This is a genomic window from Marinobacter sp. MBR-99 (assembly GCF_040547575.1).
GTDB lineage: Bacteria > Pseudomonadota > Gammaproteobacteria > Pseudomonadales > Oleiphilaceae > Marinobacter.
This window is the reverse complement of record NZ_JBEPPY010000007.1, coordinates 88,789-108,579: the sequence shown is the minus strand read 5'-3', so window position 1 is coordinate 108,579 and position 19,791 is coordinate 88,789. Positions and strand designations below refer to the sequence as shown.

General features: G+C 57.1%; 19 protein-coding genes. 6 read left to right on the top strand and 13 right to left on the bottom strand.

Annotated elements, in window-relative coordinates; translation table 11 throughout:
• Positions 1 to 92: 92 nt before the first annotated feature.
• Positions 93 to 992: a bile acid:sodium symporter family protein gene (locus ABIE59_RS08035; RefSeq protein ID WP_354445839.1), complete on the bottom strand. Its 900-nt coding sequence runs from the start codon at positions 990 to 992 to the stop codon at positions 93 to 95.
• Between the two features lie 212 nt (positions 993 to 1,204).
• Between ABIE59_RS08035 and ABIE59_RS08030 the strand changes: the two genes are divergently transcribed.
• The 3 genes from ABIE59_RS08030 to ABIE59_RS08020 all read left to right on the top strand — a co-directional run bounded on the left by ABIE59_RS08030 (position 1,205) and on the right by ABIE59_RS08020 (position 3,799).
• Entirely contained in the window at positions 1,205 to 2,677 is a 1,473-nt protein-coding gene (locus ABIE59_RS08030) for a WS/DGAT/MGAT family O-acyltransferase (RefSeq protein WP_354445837.1), read from the top strand.
• 187 nt (positions 2,678 to 2,864) lie between these two features.
• Positions 2,865 to 3,635, top strand: a complete 771-nt coding sequence (locus ABIE59_RS08025) for a class II aldolase/adducin family protein (protein WP_354445835.1) — start codon at positions 2,865 to 2,867, stop codon at positions 3,633 to 3,635.
• An 11-nt stretch (positions 3,636 to 3,646) separates the two neighbouring features.
• Positions 3,647 to 3,799, top strand: coding sequence for a hypothetical protein (locus ABIE59_RS08020; protein WP_354445833.1), 153 nt, complete (start codon positions 3,647 to 3,649; stop codon positions 3,797 to 3,799).
• Positions 3,800 to 3,855: 56 nt separating this feature from the next.
• Here the strand turns inward: ABIE59_RS08020 and ABIE59_RS08015 are convergent, their stop codons facing one another.
• Entirely contained in the window at positions 3,856 to 4,485 is a 630-nt protein-coding gene (locus ABIE59_RS08015) for a TetR family transcriptional regulator (protein ID WP_354445831.1), read from the bottom strand.
• A 198-nt stretch (positions 4,486 to 4,683) separates the two neighbouring features.
• Between ABIE59_RS08015 and ABIE59_RS08010 the strand changes: the two genes are divergently transcribed.
• Positions 4,684 to 5,790, top strand: a complete 1,107-nt coding sequence (locus ABIE59_RS08010) for a ferredoxin reductase (protein ID WP_354445829.1) — start codon at positions 4,684 to 4,686, stop codon at positions 5,788 to 5,790.
• A gap of 48 nt (positions 5,791 to 5,838) precedes the next feature.
• The gene (locus ABIE59_RS08005; RefSeq protein ID WP_354445827.1) at positions 5,839 to 6,930 is read left to right on the top strand and encodes a fatty acid desaturase family protein; all 1,092 of its coding nucleotides are present in this window, start codon (positions 5,839 to 5,841) and stop codon (positions 6,928 to 6,930) included.
• Here the strand turns inward: ABIE59_RS08005 and ABIE59_RS08000 are convergent.
• Positions 6,918 to 7,355 (bottom strand): RrF2 family transcriptional regulator, encoded by a 438-nt coding sequence (locus tag ABIE59_RS08000; RefSeq protein ID WP_354445825.1) that lies wholly within the window; start codon positions 7,353 to 7,355, stop codon positions 6,918 to 6,920. The two genes, ABIE59_RS08005 and ABIE59_RS08000, sit on opposite strands and share 13 nt — an antisense overlap.
• Positions 7,356 to 7,382: 27 nt before the next feature.
• The gene (locus tag ABIE59_RS07995; RefSeq protein WP_354445823.1) at positions 7,383 to 7,856 is read right to left on the bottom strand and encodes a YbaN family protein; all 474 of its coding nucleotides are present in this window, start codon (positions 7,854 to 7,856) and stop codon (positions 7,383 to 7,385) included.
• 235 nt (positions 7,857 to 8,091) lie between these two features.
• On the opposite strand from ABIE59_RS07995, the gene moaA reads away from it, so the two are divergent.
• Positions 8,092 to 9,084: a GTP 3',8-cyclase MoaA gene (gene moaA, locus ABIE59_RS07990; protein WP_354445821.1), complete on the top strand. Its 993-nt coding sequence runs from the start codon at positions 8,092 to 8,094 to the stop codon at positions 9,082 to 9,084.
• 223 nt (positions 9,085 to 9,307) lie between these two features.
• On the opposite strand, the gene ABIE59_RS07985 is transcribed toward moaA, so the two are convergent.
• The 9 genes from ABIE59_RS07985 to ABIE59_RS07945 all read right to left on the bottom strand — a co-directional run bounded on the left by ABIE59_RS07985 (position 9,308) and on the right by ABIE59_RS07945 (position 19,760).
• On the bottom strand, positions 9,308 to 9,922 hold the full coding sequence (locus ABIE59_RS07985) for a nitrous oxide reductase accessory protein NosL (RefSeq protein WP_354445819.1): 615 nt from the start codon (positions 9,920 to 9,922) through the stop codon (positions 9,308 to 9,310).
• Between the two features lie 20 nt (positions 9,923 to 9,942).
• Positions 9,943 to 10,773, bottom strand: coding sequence for an ABC transporter permease (locus tag ABIE59_RS07980; protein ID WP_354445817.1), 831 nt, complete (start codon positions 10,771 to 10,773; stop codon positions 9,943 to 9,945).
• Positions 10,770 to 11,702, bottom strand: a complete 933-nt coding sequence (locus ABIE59_RS07975; protein ID WP_354445815.1) for an ABC transporter ATP-binding protein — start codon at positions 11,700 to 11,702, stop codon at positions 10,770 to 10,772. The genes ABIE59_RS07980 and ABIE59_RS07975 overlap by 4 nt, the downstream gene beginning before the upstream one ends.
• Complete coding sequence (locus ABIE59_RS07970; RefSeq protein ID WP_354445813.1) at positions 11,699 to 12,967, bottom strand: nitrous oxide reductase family maturation protein NosD; 1,269 nt, start codon at positions 12,965 to 12,967, stop codon at positions 11,699 to 11,701. The genes ABIE59_RS07975 and ABIE59_RS07970 overlap by 4 nt, the downstream gene beginning before the upstream one ends.
• 222 nt (positions 12,968 to 13,189) lie before the next feature.
• On the bottom strand, positions 13,190 to 15,085 hold the full coding sequence (nosZ, locus tag ABIE59_RS07965) for a TAT-dependent nitrous-oxide reductase (protein ID WP_354445811.1): 1,896 nt from the start codon (positions 15,083 to 15,085) through the stop codon (positions 13,190 to 13,192).
• Between the two features lie 75 nt (positions 15,086 to 15,160).
• Entirely contained in the window at positions 15,161 to 17,281 is a 2,121-nt protein-coding gene (nosR, locus tag ABIE59_RS07960; protein WP_354445978.1) for a transcriptional regulator NosR, read from the bottom strand.
• A 123-nt stretch (positions 17,282 to 17,404) separates the two neighbouring features.
• On the bottom strand, positions 17,405 to 17,806 hold the full coding sequence (locus ABIE59_RS07955; protein WP_354445809.1) for a ribonucleotide reductase subunit alpha: 402 nt from the start codon (positions 17,804 to 17,806) through the stop codon (positions 17,405 to 17,407).
• A 54-nt stretch (positions 17,807 to 17,860) separates the two neighbouring features.
• Positions 17,861 to 18,610 carry a Crp/Fnr family transcriptional regulator gene (locus tag ABIE59_RS07950; protein ID WP_342631059.1) on the bottom strand — a complete coding sequence of 250 codons (750 nt, stop codon included), beginning with the start codon at positions 18,608 to 18,610 and terminating at the stop codon, positions 17,861 to 17,863.
• Positions 18,611 to 18,953: 343 nt separating this feature from the next.
• Positions 18,954 to 19,760, bottom strand: coding sequence for a peptidylprolyl isomerase (locus ABIE59_RS07945; protein WP_354445807.1), 807 nt, complete (start codon positions 19,758 to 19,760; stop codon positions 18,954 to 18,956).
• Between the last annotated feature and the right edge of the window lie 31 nt (positions 19,761 to 19,791).

Here is a 19,791-nt window from a genome sequence, read left to right as displayed (position 1 = left end):
GTTATCCTGAGCTGAAAATCTGTGGGCTCAGGGTAACAGTGATGCCTTCATGCCCCTCTGTCTCTGGCGGCAGCGGGCGGCTGGCAAATATGTCAATCGATTGGCTGGGAGGCGGTGGCCTGCACATTGGATTTGGGAATAATGCTGCGGCCATACACCGCCAGCAAGAACCCAATGGGGAACATTAGCACGCCGTATACGGCAGCGGGGATGGACATGGCGCTGGATTCCAGCAGCGTCAGGGTAACCATCAGGCCAATGGTCGCGTTCTTGACGCCCAGTTCGACCGCCACGGCCAGTGACTCGCGCTGCGTCAGGCCCGCCGCACGCCCGGCAAGCAGGCCCAAAACAATGCCCACCACATTGAGCATGATGGTTGAAGGACCAGCCTGCTTCAGCAAATCGCCAATCTGGTCCCGAACACCGAACAGCAGGGCCACAATCAGAACCGCCAGCACCACGCCCCCGAAAATGCTGACCACACTCTCAGCTTTACGTGCCAGCTCGGGCTTGCGAGTGCGCACAATCATGCCAAGAGCCACCGGGAACAACACGATGCCCACCAGCATGCCGATGGTTTTGCCCACTGGCAGCGAGATGTCCTCCGCCGTGCCCATAAAATGCTGCAGGGCCATATTGGCAAACAGCGGCAGGGTTATGATGGTGATCAGGCTGGCTACCACGGTCAAAACAATAGACAGAGCAATATTGCCCCTGGCCAGCAAAACGAACAGGTTGGATGTGGTGCCACCAGGGCAGGCCGCAATAATGACCAGCCCCACCGCAATGGCGGGCGAGACCCCAAACAGGTAGGCCAGCCCAAACGCAGCCAGCGGCATCAGAAAAATCTGGGCGATGGTGCCGACCACCATGCCACGGGGGTAAACCGCCACCTGGCGGAAATCCCGAACGGTCAGGGTCATCCCGATACCGATCATGATGATAAAGAGTGCCACCGGCAAACCTGCCGAGATCAGCGGGCTGGATTCCACGAAACCTCCGTCATTCTTTGTTATTCATTGTTTGCAGAGAGAAATTAGCACACTACCCGACAGATCGGCAGCGCCGGATGGCTACATTGTGTAACTGCAAAACCCCGTAAAAGCCAGAACTAAATGGGCGTTTTGATCGTGTGTTACTGCGGTAATCAGTATACTTGCATGTAACAATCAAAAAATGACTAAGTGACGGAGATACACAAGGAATGAAACGTCTCGGAACACTGGACGCCTCATGGTTGGCGGTAGAATCTGAAGACACCCCGATGCACGTGGGTAACCTGCAGATATTCTCACTGCCGGAGGGAGCCCCGGAAACTTTCCTGCGGGACATGGTGACCCGCATGAAGGAAGCAGGAGATGTCGCAGCCCCCTGGGGATACAAGCTGGCCTGGTCAGGCTTGTTTGGGCGACTGGTGGCCCCAGCCTGGAAAATCGACAAGGACATCGATCTCGACTACCACGTGCGGCACTCAGCCCTGCCCCGCCCGGGCGGCGAGCGGGAGCTTGGTATTCTGGTATCGCGCCTGCACTCCAACCCCCTGGATTTTTCCCGCCCGCTGTGGGAATGCCATGTCATCGAGGGGCTCGAAAACAATCGCTTTGCCCTGTACACCAAGATGCATCACTCCATGATTGATGGCATCAGCGGTGTGCGCCTGATGCAGCGGGTGCTGACTACAGACCCGGAACGTACCAACATGCCACCGCCCTGGACGGTACGCCCGGAGCGGCGCCGGGGCAGCAAAACCGATAAAGAAGCCAGCGTGCCGGCGGCCGTCTCGCAAGCCATGGACGCGCTGAAACTGCAGGCCGATATGGCGCCAAGACTCTGGCAGGCCGGTAACCGCCTGGTTCACTCTGTGCGGCACCCGGAAGATGGCCTGACGGCGCCCTTCACCGGCCCCGTCTCTTTACTCAACCACCGGGTAACCGGCCAGCGCCGTTTCGCCACCCAGCACTATCAGCTGGAACGGTTGAAAGAACTCGCGCACCAGTCGGGCGGCTCCCTGAACGACATTGTTCTGTACCTCTGCGGTACGGCATTGCGCAGGTTCCTGCTTGAGCAGGACCAACTGCCAGACATCCCGTTGACGGCCGGCATTCCAGTTAACATTCGCCCGGCCGATGATCAGGGCACGGGTACCCAGATCAGCTTCATGATTGCCTCTCTCGCTACCGATGAAGCCGACCCGCTGAACCGGCTTCAGCAGATCAAAACATCTACCCGACGGGCCAAAGAGCACCTGCAGAAACTACCCAAAAGTGCACTCACCCAGTACACCATGCTGCTGATGTCTCCGTATATCCTGCAGCTGATGTCTGGCCTGGGCGGGCGCATGCGGCCGGTATTCAACGTGACGATTTCCAACGTACCTGGGCCGGAGCGAACGCTGTACTACGAGGGAGCAAAGCTGGAAGCCATGTACCCGGTGTCTCTGATTGCCCACGGCGGAGCCCTGAACATTACCTGCCTGAGCTATGCCGGCTCACTGAACTTCGGTTACACCGGCTGCCGCGACACCCTGCCCAGCATGCAGAAACTGGCAGTTTACACTGGGGAAGCGCTGGATGAGTTGGAAAGCCTGATCCTGCCTCCGCCCGCTAAAACGACAAAGGTAAAACCTCAAAAAAGCAGAAAAGCGCCGAAAGCTACGGGCACCAAAAGCCAAAGCTGACATACCCTGCCCTAATCCAGGGTCTCCAGATCACGCCGCAGTTCGGCCGGATTGATCAGTTCAATCCGGCCGTAAATCCGTTTCGCTCGTTTGCAGCGTCACCTTTCTTCGCCGATCACTTATCCCTACACTCGACGTCAAAGAGGATTCATACCACAAGAACAACACCCACAGAGAGAAATGCATCATGTCCGAACAGCTCTCCATTCCGTCAAAGAAAAACAAAGTCAGTGAACAAGAGTGGCAACTGCGGGTTGATCTCGCGGCGGCGTACCGCCTGGTTGCCCTCCACCGTTGGGACGACCTTGTCTTTACTCACATCTCCGCGCGAATACCCGGCGATGAGCACCACTTCCTGATCAATCCCTACGGGATGATGTTTGAGGAAATCACCGCATCAAGCCTTGTGCGTGTTGACCAGGACGCCAACAAAATTGACCCTGACGATTTCGACATCAATCCCGCCGGCTTTACTATCCACAGCGCCATTCATTCGGTGAGAGAAGACGCAGCCTGTGTGATGCACCTGCACACCGCCGATGGCATCGCGGTATCCGCACAACGGGATGGTCTGCTACCACTTTCCCAGCAAAGTCTGTTCGCGCTGGCCAGCCTGTCCTACCACGACTATGAAGGTGTGGCATTAAGGGAGGATGAGAAGGCGCGTTTACAAAGGGATCTGGGTGATGCGAATTTCATGATCCTGCGTAACCATGGCCTGCTGACCACAGGCACCAGTATTGCCGACGCGTTCCTGGCCATGTATATCCTGCAGACTTCGTGTCAGATCCAGATCAAAGCGCTCTCAGGCAACCAGCCACTAACGCCCATTCCACCCGGCATTGTCGATACCATCAAACAGCAAGCCGAACAGGTCACCAAAGGCCTGGGTGGCAAACTGGCCTGGCCAGGATTGCTGCGTAAGCTGGACCGAATTGACCCAGGTTTCCGGGACTGACAGGAGCTCACATGCTTGCAAACCTTGGCCTTCTGGCCGGTCTGATTCTGCTGATTGTGATGGCGTTGCGCGGAATCAACATTCTGCTCGCAGCGCCGGGCGCTCTCAGCTTTGCGGGCAGCGCTTTATCCTGTTTCTGGCTGGTGCCATCTTCGGCATACTGATGGCCTCAAGCACAAGGAAACGTACAAAGACATCTTTGTGATGACGTTCGTCAGTCTCAGGCGCTGTCACTGTTCCAGTTGGCAGCGCCGACAAACACCATCTGCAGGAAACGGGTGGTGCGCTTACGCACCTGGCCGATCTGGTAATCGTCGTCTTCCGAGATGCTGAGCAGGTCGGTCAGGCTGAAGGCCACGGTTCGCACTACCAGATCGCAGGTTACATCCATATCGGCGTCACTAAGATGCTCCATTAACCGGAGTCGGCGAAGATCGTTGGCCAGCTCGCTGGCGAAGAAACGCATTTCACTGCGAATCCCCTCCTGTACCGCCCGACTTTCCCCCGCCAGGCCCTGAGCCATAAAAAGGAAGAAACTGCGGTTGGCCTGGGCATGAGCCACGAAGATACCCACGGACTCTTCAATCAGCTTGTCTGCCTGCAATACATTGGCTCGCGCTTCCCGCATCATTCGGCGCAGCACTAGGCCCAGCTCATCCACCAGCTGCAAACCCAGATCGTCCATGCTCCGGAAATGCCTGTAGAAGGATGTAGGCACCACACCGGCCTGTCGGGTGACTTCCCGAATGCCCAGGCTGGCGAAATGCCGTCCTTTACCGACCAGCGCCAGGGCGGCGCTCATCAGTTTTTCTCGGGTTTCCCCAGGCTTGCGCCTTTGTTTGTCTGCCATTCCTCTGCCCGTACCGCCTATACCAGGTTCACAAGTGTACACATTAGACCGGAGAAAGAACCACTAGGCTTGTCATTTCGAGCCAACCATCACGCCGGGCAATTGTTGAAAGTCAAACTTGTGTGTACAGTCGTACACATTAGTGAACACTTGTACACAGGCAGTGGAACAAGTACCAACAAGTATGGAGAACCAATCATGCTGGCACGACTTTCAAACACCAAAGCACTTCACTGGCTTGGCCGGCAGTTACTGAACCGGGACAACCCGGCCGGCTATTTCGACCCCCTGGCCGAAGCCATCAACCCGATGTGGGTACAAGAGTACACACCGGCACGGGTAGAGAACATTATTAACGAAACAGCTGACACCAAAACCTTCGTTCTGAAGCCGGCAAAGCGCTGGGCCGGGTTCCAGGCGGGTCAGCATGTGAACATCTGTACCGATATAGAGGGTGTTCGCCGCACCCGCACCTTCAGCCTGTCCAGCTCACCGTTGTTGTGGCAATCCGAGGGGCAGATCACCCTGACCATCAAGCGCCTGCCCGGTGGGCTGGTCACCAACTGGATGCACGACGCCCTGCAACCGGGCGACGTGATTGGGCTTACCGAGGCGTTTGGAGAGTTCCTGATTCCGGAGCCAGCGCAACCCGTGCTGTTCATTGCCGGCGGTAGCGGCATCACCCCTATCCTGAGCCAGCTTCAGACCATGGCAGCAGAGGACTATCGGGCCCCCGTTACCCTGCTCTATTACGTGCGCACCCAGAATGACGTGATCGCCCGGGAAGCACTGCAGGCCCTGGCAGCACGCTGGCCTGCGCTGTCACTGACCATCATCGCAACCAATGAGAGCGACGAGCCTCGCTATCTGCGGGACAGCGACCTGGAGACCGTCGCGGGCATCAAGGCCAGAGAAGTATTCCTGTGCGGACCCAAAGGCCTGATGGACCTGGCCACGGACCTTCTGGTCAAGCGCGGCCTGAAGGAGAAGCAGATGCACAGTACCTTCTTTGCGCCCCCGGCACAGGCATCTCTGGATAGCGATCAACTGGGTGGTGAAGTGACCTTTTCCAACAGCAACCTGAAAGTGGGCTCAGAAGGCGATGCCAACCTGCTGGAGATTGCCGAAGCCGCAGGCCTGAAACCCCAATACGGCTGCCGCATGGGCATCTGCCACCAGTGCAGCTGTCGCAAAACCAGCGGCATCGTGGTTAATCGGCTTACCGGCAAGGTATCCGGCCCGGGTGAAGAGCCTGTTCAACTTTGTGTTTCGGTTCCCCAAGGGCCTGTCGCCCTGGACGTCTAACCCCATTCTTTTGTATTGCGGCGAGTATTGCCGCAGGGAGTCATCGATATGAAAAAGCTTAACGAAGACCAACTCAACGAGCTGCAGAAAGATCTGGACGCCATCCGTGACGAGGTCATTGCAGACCTGGGCGAGCGGGATGCCAAGTACATCCGCAAGATCATCCGCCTGCACCGGACGCTGGAAGTGGGCGGCCGGGTGATGATGCCGTTCGGGTTTATTCCGCCGGTATTTGTGGCGGCTACCGCGTCGCTCGGTATCGCCAAAATCATCGAGAACATGGAAATCGGCCATAACGTCATGCATGGCCAGTACGATTGGATGAATGACCCGGCCCTTAACTCTCAAACCTATGAGTGGGACACCGTTTGCACCAGCGATTCCTGGCGCCGCACCCACAACTACGAGCACCACACCTACACCAACATCATTGGCAAAGACAGGGACTATGGTTACGCGGTGCTGCGCCTGAGCGATGACGTGAAATGGCACCCGGGCCACCTGTTGCAGTTCATCAACTACGTCCTGCTGACGGTGTTGTTCCAATGGGGCGTCGGCGTGCACGAGCTGGAGAGCGAGAAAATTCGCCGGGGTGAGTTGCGCTGGCGCGACAAGCTGCCGTTCCTGAAGGATTTTGTCCGTAAGGGTGGCCGTCAGGGATTCAAGGATTACGTATTCTTCCCGCTGCTGACCCTGCCTGTCGCTCCTATCGTTCTGGCAGGCAACGTGGGTGCTAACCTGATTCGTAACATCTGGGCATCCACCGTTATCTTCTGCGGGCACTTCACCCAGGATGCGGAGACCTTTACCGAGGAAGAATGCGAGGGTGAAAGCAAAGGCCACTGGTATCTGCGCCAGCTCACCGGTTCATCCAACTTTACCGGTGGCAAGTGGCTACACGTGTTGAGTGGACACCTGAGCTACCAGGTAGAGCACCACGTATTCCCGGACCTGCCGGCTCACCGTTACCCGGAGATTTCCGAGAAGGTTCAGGCCGTGTGCGCGAAATACGACATTCCGTACAACACCGGGAGCTTTGCCAAACAGTATGGCACCGTGCTCAAACGTATCGGCAAATTCTCGCTGCCGGACGTAGTAAGAACCCGGTTGGAAGGAAAGCGCGAGCTTCAGGCGATCTGAAGCAAGCGCACCAACTGTGGCCGGTGTTTATCCTGGATGACATCGGCCAGAGTGTATTTGTCGAGTGTTTCAAGGAATGCCTTCAAGGCTTCGGCAAACATGGCCTTCAGGCCGCACACCGGGGTGATCTTGCAGGCGTTCTTTGATGAAAAACACTCAACAATGCTGAGATCCTGCTCTGTCTCCCTGATAAGTACACCGATATTGATCTCATTGGGAGCCATGTGCAGACGCATGCCCCCTTTCTTGCCCCGAATCGTCTCGATGTAGCCTTTCTTGTTGAGCTGATGAACCACCTTCATCAGGTGGTTCTTGGAAATCTCGTAACGGTCAGCAATTTCCTGAATGGTGGCCAGCCGATCACCCTGTTCAGCCAGATAAATCAGAACTCTCAAGGAATAATCTGTGTAGCGGGTGATGTGCATTCATAACTCCAGATATGATGGAAAACTTTAACAGGATGGCCTCGTGATCAAATAACCTGCAATGCCCAGCAGGCAGAGCCCCGAAACCGTCAATACAAATACCGTTGAGCCTAGCCAGACCAGCATGCTCCAGCTTATGGCCATCATGGAGCAGGCCAGAATCTTCGCCTTTACGGGGATCGCCCTGCGATGTCGCCACTGAGCAATCGCCGGCCCGAACGATGGATGCTCCTCAAGCCACCGGGCAAACTCCGGAGAACCCTTACTTGCAAAAAACGCCGCCAGTCTGACAAACGGCGTGGTAGGCAGTAGCGGAAGAACAACACCAACAGCGCCTATCGCCAAAAACATATACGCAAGTATCCTGAAACCGGTTTTACCGAAAGGTGCTTTCATGGCTTGGGTCTCGGGACGGTTCATAACTGCATCTATTCTACCGTGAATCAGTGGTCGGGTCTGCCCAGCTTGCTGCGAACCGACATATTTGATTTCGCCAGCCATTTTTCAAAGCGTTTCACACCCACCAAATAAAGATTTATCTATTATACATATTATAGAGCGTGATGCACCTGGCCAGAAAACAAACAGAAAGAAAGACACGCAGAAATAAAGCCTTTTTACTTCTCAAGCCGCTCAGAGGGAGGATTACCCCCCGAGAGGTATCGGATCGGGTTGGGTTTTCTGTGATACTTTGACTATCCTCTATACAAACAATTTCAGACAGGGAAACCTGCCAATGCCGCAAGCCAAGCTGACCGATCGATTTGGCCGCACCGTAAATTACGTGCGCCTGTCGGTAACCGACCGCTGCGACTTCCGCTGTGTGTACTGCATGGCGGAGGATATGACCTTCCTGCCCCGCCAGCAGGTTTTAACGCTGGAAGAGATCGCCCGGGTAGCCCGCAACTTCGTTGGCCTTGGCACGGAGAAGATTCGGTTAACCGGAGGCGAACCTCTGGTCCGCAAAGACATTCTCGATCTGGTTCAGGAAATCGGAAGTTATGGCCTGCGTGATTTTGCCATGACCACCAATGGCAGCCAGCTGCCGATGATGGCGGAAAAACTGCGACACGCGGGCCTGCATCGACTCAATATCAGTCTCGATACGCTGGACCGCGATAAGTTCCGCAACATTACCCGTACCGGCAATCTGAACCAGGTGCTGGAGGGCATTGATGCCGCCCGGGGCGCTGGTTTCCGGGGTATCAAGCTGAACACTGTGGTGATGAAGGGCCGTAACGATGAGGAAATTCCGGAACTGGTCGAATTTGCCCGGAAGAAACAGGTCGATATAACGTTCATCGAGGAGATGCCGCTGGGTGAAATTTCCGAGCACGATCGCGGCTTGGCGTTGTGTACCAGCGACGAGGTGCGGGAAATCATCCGCCAGCACCACGAACTGATTCCCGCCACCAAGGACTCTGGTGGCCCTGCACGTTATTACCGAATGCCCGACAGCGATACGAAGGTTGGTTTTATTTCGCCGCATTCCCACAATTTTTGCTCGACCTGCAACCGCGTTCGGGTAACTGTTGAGGGGCGACTGTTGTTGTGCCTGGGCAATGAACATTCGGTGGATCTGATGCGGGTGCTTCGGGGCCATCCGGTGACGGACGATAAACTGCGGCAGACGATCATTGATGCGATGGACCTGAAGCCGGAGCGACACCATTTTTCCAGCAACGGGGATGTTCAGATTCTTCGGTTTATGAATATGACTGGCGGTTGATTGTTCCAGCCTGTTGATTCCTAGCCTTTTAGGTTTGGAACTGGAGCCAGTGGCGGTTGGCCTTCCAAAAAACGCTCCTTCGGCACTTCCTTGTGAGGCTTGGGCTCCGCCATCCATGGCTCCGCACATTTTTGGAAGGCCAACCGCCACCGGCTCTTTCTAACTCTCGTTGAATCGCACTAAAACCTTCATTCATCGCCAAAATCTGCTCACTCTCAGCATCTTAGTGGGCGAGATGCTCGTTTTGATTTACATTTATTGAGTGACCATCCTCTTCTTCGTTCTGATCGTGCATAGGATCCGTCTCACCCATTTCTTCCATGCCGTACATCGTCATACCTGCGTTCAGGTGCTCCAGGGTGATGTCGACAAAGCTGAGGATTTCTCCGCCGTAGGTCGCTGCAAATTCGGTCGCTTCAGATTCGGTTTCGAACGAGGCCAAGGTCGGGCCCATAGCGCCGGTGCGTTCTGAGCCGACGACATACCAGGCTTCGCGGGCGTCGATGAGGTGGGTGTCGTCCGGGTGGTCCCAGTGGGTTTCGGCCATGTTGTGGACGTAGAGGGTATGGTCGCGGTTTTCGTTTTCCGGCTGCAGGAACCAGGCGAACATGTCTTTGGTGGAGCAGAACTTGCGGGTGTGCTGCTGGCGTTCGGTGAAGGCCTGGCCCTTGGGGCCGGGAAAGTTGGTGATGACCATGCCGCATACGTGGCATTCGTCGCCGGAGACAAAGTGCACCGGGTCGGGCTTGGTGGCGGTTTGTTGTTCGTCGCTCGAGCACCCCGCGAGGGTGATCGCCGTCAGGGCCACTACAAGCCATTTGATGAGCGGTGTGGGCATGGTTCTGTTCTCCGGTGGTATCAGATTTTTCGGTTTTTGAATAACAACAGGGCGCCTGTCAGCGGTATGGCACACCAAAGTACCAGGCCCAGCCAGAGTCCTCCGGTGCCGATGGGCAGGTCTGAGCCGAGGCTAAGTACACCGCTCAGCTGGTTGCCGTCCCCGAAGGCCACGATGTTGAGCAAGCGGTAGATATCGGTGGGGTTCAGCATCAGCAGCCAAGGCAGCAGCTCCGGGTTGAGCTTGCCCTCGCTGGCAACGAGGATGCCCAGCAGCATCAGGTCGAAAATCAGCACGAAGAAGAACCAGATGGCCAGGGCCAAACCTGCGGCGACTGGTTTCTCACTGACCCGGACGCTGACCAGGTACGCAAGGGCGATGAACCCCCACCCCAGCAGAACGGTTGAGCCGATGAACCGGCCCATGGCGGCCGCCAGGGCGCCGACGGCGACATCGTCCACCAGTGCGGCGATGGCGATGGCGGCAACCCCGAAGCCGATGAGGGTCGCCAAGGCCAGGGTCAGGCCGTGGCCGAGGAACTTGCCGAGCAACAGCTGGCTTTTGCTGAGTGGGTAGGTCATAAGCAGCAGGAGCGTGCCGCCCTCTTCTTCACCCACGATGGCGTCGTAGGCCAGCAGCAGCGCTATCAGAGGAATCAGGAAAATACCAAGGCTGGCCAGGCTGGCAATGGTGGCCGGCGTGGAGGCGTAACCCACCTGCCCGGATGCCGCGGCGCCAAACCAGGCAATGCCCAGGGCCAGGGTGGCGAACACCAGGGAAATGGCCACCAGCCATCGATTGCGGAAGCTGTCGCTGAGTTCTTTACGGGCAATGGTCGAGATGGCGTTCATTGGCTGCCTCCCCGATGGGCCAGTCCGCCCGACCCGATGAAGTGGACGTAGATATCTTCCAGGCTGGGCTGGTGTATTCCCAGGTCCGCCACTTCTCCGGAGTTCATCAATGCGTGTATCAGCGCCATTTTTTCTTTTGGCCTAACATCGACCTGAAGTCGGCCGTTGTTGCTTTTCATGAGCAACACGGCCGCAGGGCTTGCACCGTCAATCGCTTTTTCCAGGGCGGCCATCGTAGTGGCCGGCTCAAGGCTGAGGGTGACCGGCATATTGGCCTGTCGGCGCAGCGCGGGCAGATCTCCGGCGGCTTTCACGGCGCCATTGGTCAGAATGGCGGCGCGGTCGATATAGGGTTCTACCCCCGGCAGCACGTGGGAGCACAACACAATGCCCGTGCCCTCACCCCGCAGGCGCCGCAGCAAGCGGTACAGATCGGCCGTTGCCACCGGGTCCAGGCCCACGGTGGGCTCGTCCAGCATCAGCAGTTTCGGCTTGCCCAGCAACGCCTGGGCCAGGCCAAGGCGCTGGCGCATGCCCTTGGAGTAGGTTTTGGTACGGGCATCCATGGCATCGTCCAGCCCTACCTGCTCCAGTAATTCAGGCACCTGCTTGAGACTGGCCCCTTTGAGCCGGGCAAAATGACTCAGGATTTCCCGCCCCGTGAGCTGCGGGTAGAACATCACGTTTTCCGGCAGGTAACCGATATGCTGGCTCACCTGGGGATCACCGGCTTCACCACCCAATACAGAAACTTTGCCCTGGGTCGGTTTCATCAAACCCAGAATGAGTTTGATCGAAGTGGTTTTACCCGCCCCGTTATGGCCAAACAGCCCAAGAATTTCCCCCGGCTCCAGCCGCAAGTCCACGCCGTGGAGCACCGTCGCCTTATCGTAGCGATGGCTCACATTGTCCAGTCGAAAGCAGTTCATCGGATCTCCGATTGCAGGTGTTCGGGAATTCGCATCAACGGTTTGGGATCACTCACCCCGGCAGACTTCACCACCGGAAACGCATCCTGCACCCAACGCAGGGTGTCCACCGCCGGGCTGAACATCAGCACCCGCGCCTCCGGGTACTTCCACAACAAGCGGTCCACGTTGTCATTAGGCTCGTAGGGCACATCGCCAATGCCATCCTGGTTACGATCCCAACCCAGATAATCACTCCAGAAATTCCCTCGCCCATCCTTCGCCCAGGACTGGGTACGCGTGGCCACATACTTCACCTGCCGCTCGTTGTTCACAAAGGCATTATCAAACACCTCGTTCTGCTCGGAACCGGCGGTCAGATGAATGCCGATATTGCTGTTGCCGAAGTAGTTACCCTCGAAGGTGTTGTACAGCGAGTTATAGATGAACACCGCCTTACCCTCGCCCCCGGAAATCATCACACCGCCGGTTTGCCCCTGAGACACCCCGGTCACCACATTACCCTTGAGAGTGGAATTGGTGATGAAATTCATCAGAATCCCGTAATTCTCATCATTCTCCGACCGGTTATTCACCACCGTCAGATACTTGCTCTGCATCAGTGCATAACCCGTGCGAGTGCCTCGAGTCAGATTGCCTTCCAGCAGGTTGTGCATCGAATACATGTAGTGAATGCCGTAACGCAGATCCGACATCACATTGTTGCGAATCCTGTTGTTATTCGCCGTCTCGATATAAATCGCATCCCGGGTCTGGCGGATGTCATTACCCTCAACCAACGCCCCGGTGGTATTGAACAGATGAATCCCGTTGCCCCGGTCCTGAGAACGAAGGCTGGTATCCCCCCGTATCTCGTTATTCCGGACAACCACATCCGGCGTGGCATCCAACCAAACCCCAAACGCCGGCCCCTGAAGCCGGTTATCCGCAACAACCGCCCCCTTAGCCTCCCGAGCCACAAAAATCCCCGCATCCAACTCATTCAGATCCTGCCCCCAGTTGCGCACCACACAACCGGAAAACGACACCCCCTCCGCCAGAATCTCCACCGCATGCCCCGCCCCGCCGGCATCAATCACCGAATCGTCAGCACAGGACACAGAAACGCCGGGCACCCGGATAACCAATGGTGGAAGCTGCTCGGAAGGAAGCTCGAACGACGCCCCCGGCTCCAGGGCATCCAGCTGATCTTGCAGGTTGGCACTTGCGGTCAGCGAAATCAGAGCGACTGACAGGGCCACCCCATAACGCAAAAGTTGATACATCAAACGTTCTCTGATCGATGAAAGTTTTCGGATACCCGACCCAAGGTCTGGCAATCCGAGAGGAGACTGCTTTCCAAAACTGTGCGGAGCCATGGATGGCGGAGCCCAAGCGTCACATGGATGTGCCGAAGGAGCGTGTTTTGGAAAGCAGTCTCCTCTTGGATTGCTCCTCCCAATCTAAAGGGAAGAGCCGGGACTCAGCGAGCCCCGGCAAAGAGCAGATCAGGCCTTCTCGACCAACATGCGACCACCCATCTCCATATGCAGCGCATGGCAGAACCAGTTGCAGTAATACCAGTAAACCCCAGGCTTACCCGCCGTAAAGGTCACCGAAGCCGTCTGCTGAGGGCTGATCTCCATACTCACACCATGGTTCACCATACAGAAACCATGGGTCACATCCTCAATGGAGTCCAGATTGGTCACAACCACCGTAACCTCATCACCCTCCTTCACCTTGAACTCCAGCATCCCGAACTGCGGTGCCACAGACGTCATGTACACACGCACCTTCTTGCCATCCCGGATAACCTTGTTATCCGCTTCCAGCGTCACGCCGTCTTTCTCCGCCATCGCACGAGTACCGGCAAAGTATGGATCATTCCGTTCCCAGATCTTCTTGGTCCGGATCTGATCACGGCGCACCAGGATGCAGTCGTGCGGCTCAGCGAAGGCCGGGCCATCGTGAACCAGCTTCATCTCCTCACCGGAAATATCAATCAGCTGGTCATTCTCCGCGTGCAGCGGGCCCACCGGCAGGAAGCGGTCCTTGGAGAACTTCGACAACACCACCAGCCATTTGCCATCCGCATCGCGGGATTCAGTCAATGAGGCATGGTTGTGGCCGGGCTGATAGTGAACATCCAGCTTCTGGCGGATGTAGTTCACGTCCTCACCGTTGTAGTGCTTGATTGCGTCCTGAATGTTCCACTTGGCCACCTGGCTGTCGATAAACAGCGTCGTGTAAGCATTGCCACGGCCGTCGAACGTGGTATGCAGGGGCCCCAAGCCCAGCTCCGGTTCCGCAACAATCGGATCGCGATCACCGATCTTGTCGTCGAACAGGTCGTTCAGCCTGTCGATGGCAATGATCGACACGGTCGGGGACAGTTTGCCGTTGGCAATGAAGTACTTGCCATCGGGGGAGGTATTCAGGCCGTGGGGGTTCTTCGGCACCGGAATGTAACGAGTAACTGCGGAACCCTTGCGGCCGTCAACGACTGGCACGTCGGAATCACCGATGGTTTTGAAATTACCGGCCTTAACGGCAGCTTCGATGCGCTCAACGTTGAACACCACCACCCAGTCACGGTCGTTACGCATGGTGCCGGCCAGGTCTACGGCTTTCTCGGAGTTGTAGCAGGTCGAGGCAGCATACTTACCCGTGTAGTCGGCGTCAGTGTTATCAAGGTTGCCGTCGACAATCACCTGCCAGGCGACCTCCATGGTTTCTGCGTCAACCGCGGTGAACATGGTGTAGCTGTTCTCAAGGCTGTAGTCGCTGCCATCGTTCGGTTGCGGAATTACAAACTCGGCGTTACAGAACACGTAGTTCGTGCGCGGCACCTTCTGAAGGCGCAAACCGTGAATCGCCTGAACATTGGGAATGTGGGTAACCTTGTCGGTTTTGAACACGTCCAATCGAATACGGGCAATACGACTGTTGGCCTTGTCATTAATGAACAGGTATTTGCCGTCGTAACGGCCATCTTCCATGGACACGTGCGGGTGGTGGCAATCGCCGTTTGGATACAGCTTGTCCCGGCCCAGAATGTCCTTGCTCTCGTCGGTGATGCCCCAGCCGGTGGCGGAGTCAATGTTGAACACCGGAATCCGCATCAGCTCGCGCATGGACGGAACGCCCAGAACACGTACTTCACCCTGGTGACCACCGCTCCAGAAACCGTAGTACTCATCCAGCTCGCCTGGCTCGATATGCGCCTTGTTACGGGCTTCACGGGCAGCGGCGGCGAACGATTCGCGGGTCATCATGGTGGTACCCAGGCCGGTTGCACCAGCCACGCCGGCCAGGGCCGCAGCGCCCATAAAGCGGCGGCGGCTCAGACCACCTTCGGGAACCTCCGGTGCGTTCTGGCTCAGATCATCTTTCTTGCTCATAGCGACAACTCCGTTATTGGTTATGGCGGTTTTAGCTTCTCATGGCTTTTTATGTGTACTGCTTACAGGCACTGCTCATTTCACCTGAACCACGGGGATTTCCTCCGGGTGGCCCGGTGCATTGTGACCACGGCGCTTGCCCCGACGCTTGACGATCAGAGGCGGACACTTGTGGTCATCGAAATAGGTCATCTGGCAATCCAGGCAGTAGTGGCATTCCATGTAATTGATGTGCCCGTCCGGGTGGATGGCCTGCACCTCACATTCGTGGTCGCAGAGGCGGCAGGGATTCCCGCACTCTTTGCGGCGCTTGAGCCAGTCGAACACCCGCAGCTTGGAAGGCAGAGCCAGGGCTGCTCCCAGCGGGCACAAGTAGCGGCAGAACACCTTCCGGGTGAACAGGTTGACCACCAGCAACAACACGGCGTAAGTGACGAACGGCCAGGTGCGATCGAAACGGAGCGTAATGGCGGTTTTGAAGGGTTCCACCTCCGCCATTCTTTCTGCGGTGGCAAGGGATTCCAGGGAAACGCCGAACAGGACCAGCAAGATGATGTACTTGATGGCCCAGAGCCGTTCATGCACGGCAAACGGCACGGTGTACTGAGGCACCTTCAGTTTGCGGGCAATTTCGTTGGTCAGTTCCTGCAGGGCGCCGAACGGGCACAGCCAGCCGCAGTAAACCGCACGCCCCCAGAGCAATACGATGCCGGCCACCACCGACCAGAGAATGAACAGCATGGGATCAATCAGGAAAGTTTCCCAGCGGAAGCCGCTGATCAGGCTGTTTACAAAGGTCAGCACGTTGACAATCGACAACTGCCCCAGTGCGTACCAGCCAATAAAGAACAGGGTGTAGGTCAGGAATGCGTGGCGAATCCAGCGCATCATCCGCGGCTTTTGCACCAACCAGTCCTGGAAGAACAGGATGAACAGCAGCACCGCAACACCAAAACCAACCACGATGATCTGGAACTGCTTCTGATACCAGACCTGAACCCACATGGGTTGCTCTTCCAACCACTCTTCCTGGGTCACCTCGGGCTCTGCGCGGGTGTAATACTTGTCGGGCAGCTGGTATTCCAGGGGGAACACCGCAAATTCACTGTCCAATGGGCCGGTCTGGCGCTTTACGGTCAGTTCAAGGGACCAGGGCTCGCCGGGGTCGAAGTTGTACTGCTGGCGAATGATGAAAATGGCCATTTCCGGCAGGCGCGGCATATCACCGAGATACACATCGCTCAGGCGGTAGTAGTCCAGGTCGCGGAAGTTAAAGGTATCGCCAAACTGCCGAACCTGCAGCCGGTCAAAGATGCCGCCGCGCACATAGCCTGAACCACGGAAGGAATAAGAGCCGTTAGCCAGCACCGCAATGGCATGTTCGCCGTCCTTCAGCTCAGACATCAGCCACTCGTACTGGCGATCACCCAACAGATTGCGGCCAATGGAAGGGGCATCCAGGTAAGCGGCGTACAAATCGATCAGGGGTTCGTCACGCTGATCCGGCGCGGCGGTTTCAAAACCTTCTGCCGGCCCACCGGCAAAGGCATCATCAACCTGGCCCCGGGTCAGCAGCATCCGGCGGATTGAGCCGTCACCGGTTAATTCTGTCCAGGAACGTTGCCGGAAGCTGTCCTTGATCACTTCAGCCTTGGGTGGCCGTTTACCAACACCAACGCCTTCGACCAGGCCCAGCTCACCGCCAACTCGATGCGCCGTGCGCATAATGACTTCATTGATGACCATGACCGTGACGGTGGCACCGGATAGACCATCGACTGCCACCCTACGTTCGGACGATTTACCCCCAACGGTTACTCGCTGGTCAGCTTTCAGGCCGGCGTATTGGTCAGTGAACTCATGCATCTTGGCTTCGGGAATACCGATCAAGAGAATCGGTTCATCGTGATGGATCACCCGGGCGCCTTTGATCTCGCCTTCAGTATCCAGCACCACCATGGCATTCAAGGGCTTCCCTGAGTATGCCGGGGTTTGCACGAAATCGAGGGTCTGGTAGGCATAGCCCACCAGTTCATCGCCGGCGTAGAGTTCCTGAATGGCCCGGTTGTCTTCCCGGGGCTCATAGCGAGTGACCGACGGAATGGCAACCTGAATCACCTGCCGGCCGGCAACGGGCTCGTATTCACTGAGCGACGTGGCGCTGGCAACCGATGCAAGAAGCATCAATGCCAGCATTACGAGAACAGATTCCCTGAACACTCAAACCCCCAATCCAATCGGAATACAACAAGGGTGGACGACAATTGATAAAAATCACATACCTCTTTCTGGATACGCCAAGGGCGTAACCGGCGGAGCTCAGACCAGGCTCACGGCCTGACCGGCTTTATCGAGGGGCAGGTAATTTCCGACGTTACCCACGCGGATGCTTTCTACCATCATGGTCATGGGCTGCTGAGCTTCGTCACTGGAGGGTTCTATGCCACCACGGCCAGACATGGCCGCCACGAATACCATGTCCCAGTCCTGGCCGGTGGTTCGGGACTCTTCAGCCAACACAGTGAAGTCTGGTGCTTCCCCAGGGGTTTTATCCACGCAGATTACCGGGGTCAGCGCCCCACCCTCACCACGTTGGAAGGCGGCCCGCTCGGCGGCGGAAGCATCATCCGGGAGCTCGGCTTTGCAGAACACAAACAGGAATCGCTGGGGCTCATGTTGGTTCTGGCTGGCCTTCACAAGGTCCTGGTAACTGCTGATCATAAAAATGCCCCTGAGTTGGCGAAAATGAAAAAAAGGGCCCGGAGGGCCCGAAAGCTACTGGCTGATTTCGATCAGTCGCTGAGGGTCGGAAATAAACAGTTTGCTGCGGTTCACCCGGACCAGACCGTTGGACTTGAGATCGGCCAATATCCGGGAGAAGGTTTCCGGCTGCATGGCCAGGCGCGAAGCCACCAGGCATTTGGGCAGGGGCAGTTCAACTTCGCCCCCTTCCAGGGCGCCATTAGGCAGCAGGTCGATCAGGTAGCGGATCAGGCGGTCACGGGCGTTCTGGACAGTCATGATTTCCAGGTCGTGGAACCGTGTGACGGCGCGCATGGCGTAATGGCGAAGCGCGGCCTGGGCGTACTCCGGGTGGCGGTCGAGCAGTTCCTGGTAGGCTTTAACCGGGATCATCAGCACTTCGCTGGATTTGAGTGCTTCGGCGTAGCAGGCGTACCTTGGCGGATCGGCGTAGATCATGACTTCGGCAAAGCAGTCGCCGGGGGCGATGCTGTCGAGGGTTCTGTCGATGCCGGAGGAGTCCAGGCGGTAGAGTCTGAGGCGGCCGCTGATCACAAAAAAGAAGTGATGCGCTGGCATGTCCTGGCGGTACAGCAGCTGGTGGTGGCCCAGGCGCAGGCGCCGGGACTGCTGGATGAGGTAATCCAGGTCGTGGGCTTTGAGGCTGCGGAACAGGGCGTGGCTGCGTAGTGCTTCCAGGCCGTCTTCTTCATCAAGCGGTTTGTTGATGGCGACGAGTACGGGTTTGGTGTATCGGCTTTCGGCGCTTTGGGTGACGGCCATTGGAGTATCCTCTCTGCATATTCATGCATTCAATATCTTGTTTTAAATGGTAGAGGGATAGTGGTGAAAAATCGCTCCCCCGATGGGGGTATAAGGTGGGTTCTTGTTGAGTAGTTGACTTAACTCAATTATTCGCCCCGCTAACTAATTTGCCTTTTTGGAGCGCAGGCATTGGGCGGGATGGGCTTCCCAAAACACGCTGTGAATACGTCCTTGTACGCTCTGCTCCGCCATCCATGGCTCCGCAAGGTTTTGGGAAGCCCATCCCGCCCAATACCTCCAGACTGAAAGGGAAAACGCAAAGCGCTCTCCCCGCTGGGCGAATTCATGATCGCCCGATTTCTTATTGCATCAACGGCGAATCCGGCAGCTCCAGGTCGACGCCTTCTATGCCGGTTTCAACGGCCAGAACCTGCAGGTATTGGCGGAAGGCACGGCGGGTGACGCTTTCGCTCAAGTATTGGCGAATCTGGGGTTTGACGTGTTCGTACGGTAGCTGTTCGCCGTCGATGCGTTGGTCTACGCGGACGATGTGCCAGCCGTAGCGGGTTTCTATGAGCTCGGGATTCAGGCCTTCGTTGAGGCTGAGTACCGGGCGTTCGAATTCTTCGACGGTCTGGCCTTTGCTGATCTGCCCCAGGCTGCCGCCCTGGTGGCGGGATTCGCAGGCGGAGTATTGTTTGGCCAGTTCGTTGAACTGTGAGCGGCCGTCCAGGAGCGCGGACAGGAGTTGTCGGCCGGCTTCTTCCTGGCGCATGCGTTCTTCGATGTCGTCCGGGGCGGCGGCCAGGAGGATGTGGCTGACGGCCATGATGGTGGGGCTGCAGAATCGGCCGGGGTTGGCGGCGTAGAAGCGTTCGCAGTCCTGTTCATCGGGGTCCGGGACGTTGAGTTCGAGTTCCAGTACCCGGGCGATTCGGTCTTCTTCGTCTTCGATGTTGTCCAGGTTCAGGCGGCTGGCCTGTTGCAGGAGCAACTCGCGGATGACGAGGCTTTTGGCGGCTTCGTGCCAGGCTTCGGCCAGTTCTTCGGCGGGGTGGTGCTGCATTTCCCGGGCGATGTCGTCTTCGTGGATCAGCGTGTCACCCACGTACACCGGAGGGAACTGGTTTCTGGGTTTGCCGGCTTCGCCGACTGGGATTATTTGCATGTTGCTTCTCCAGAAAGATTTTTGCCACGGA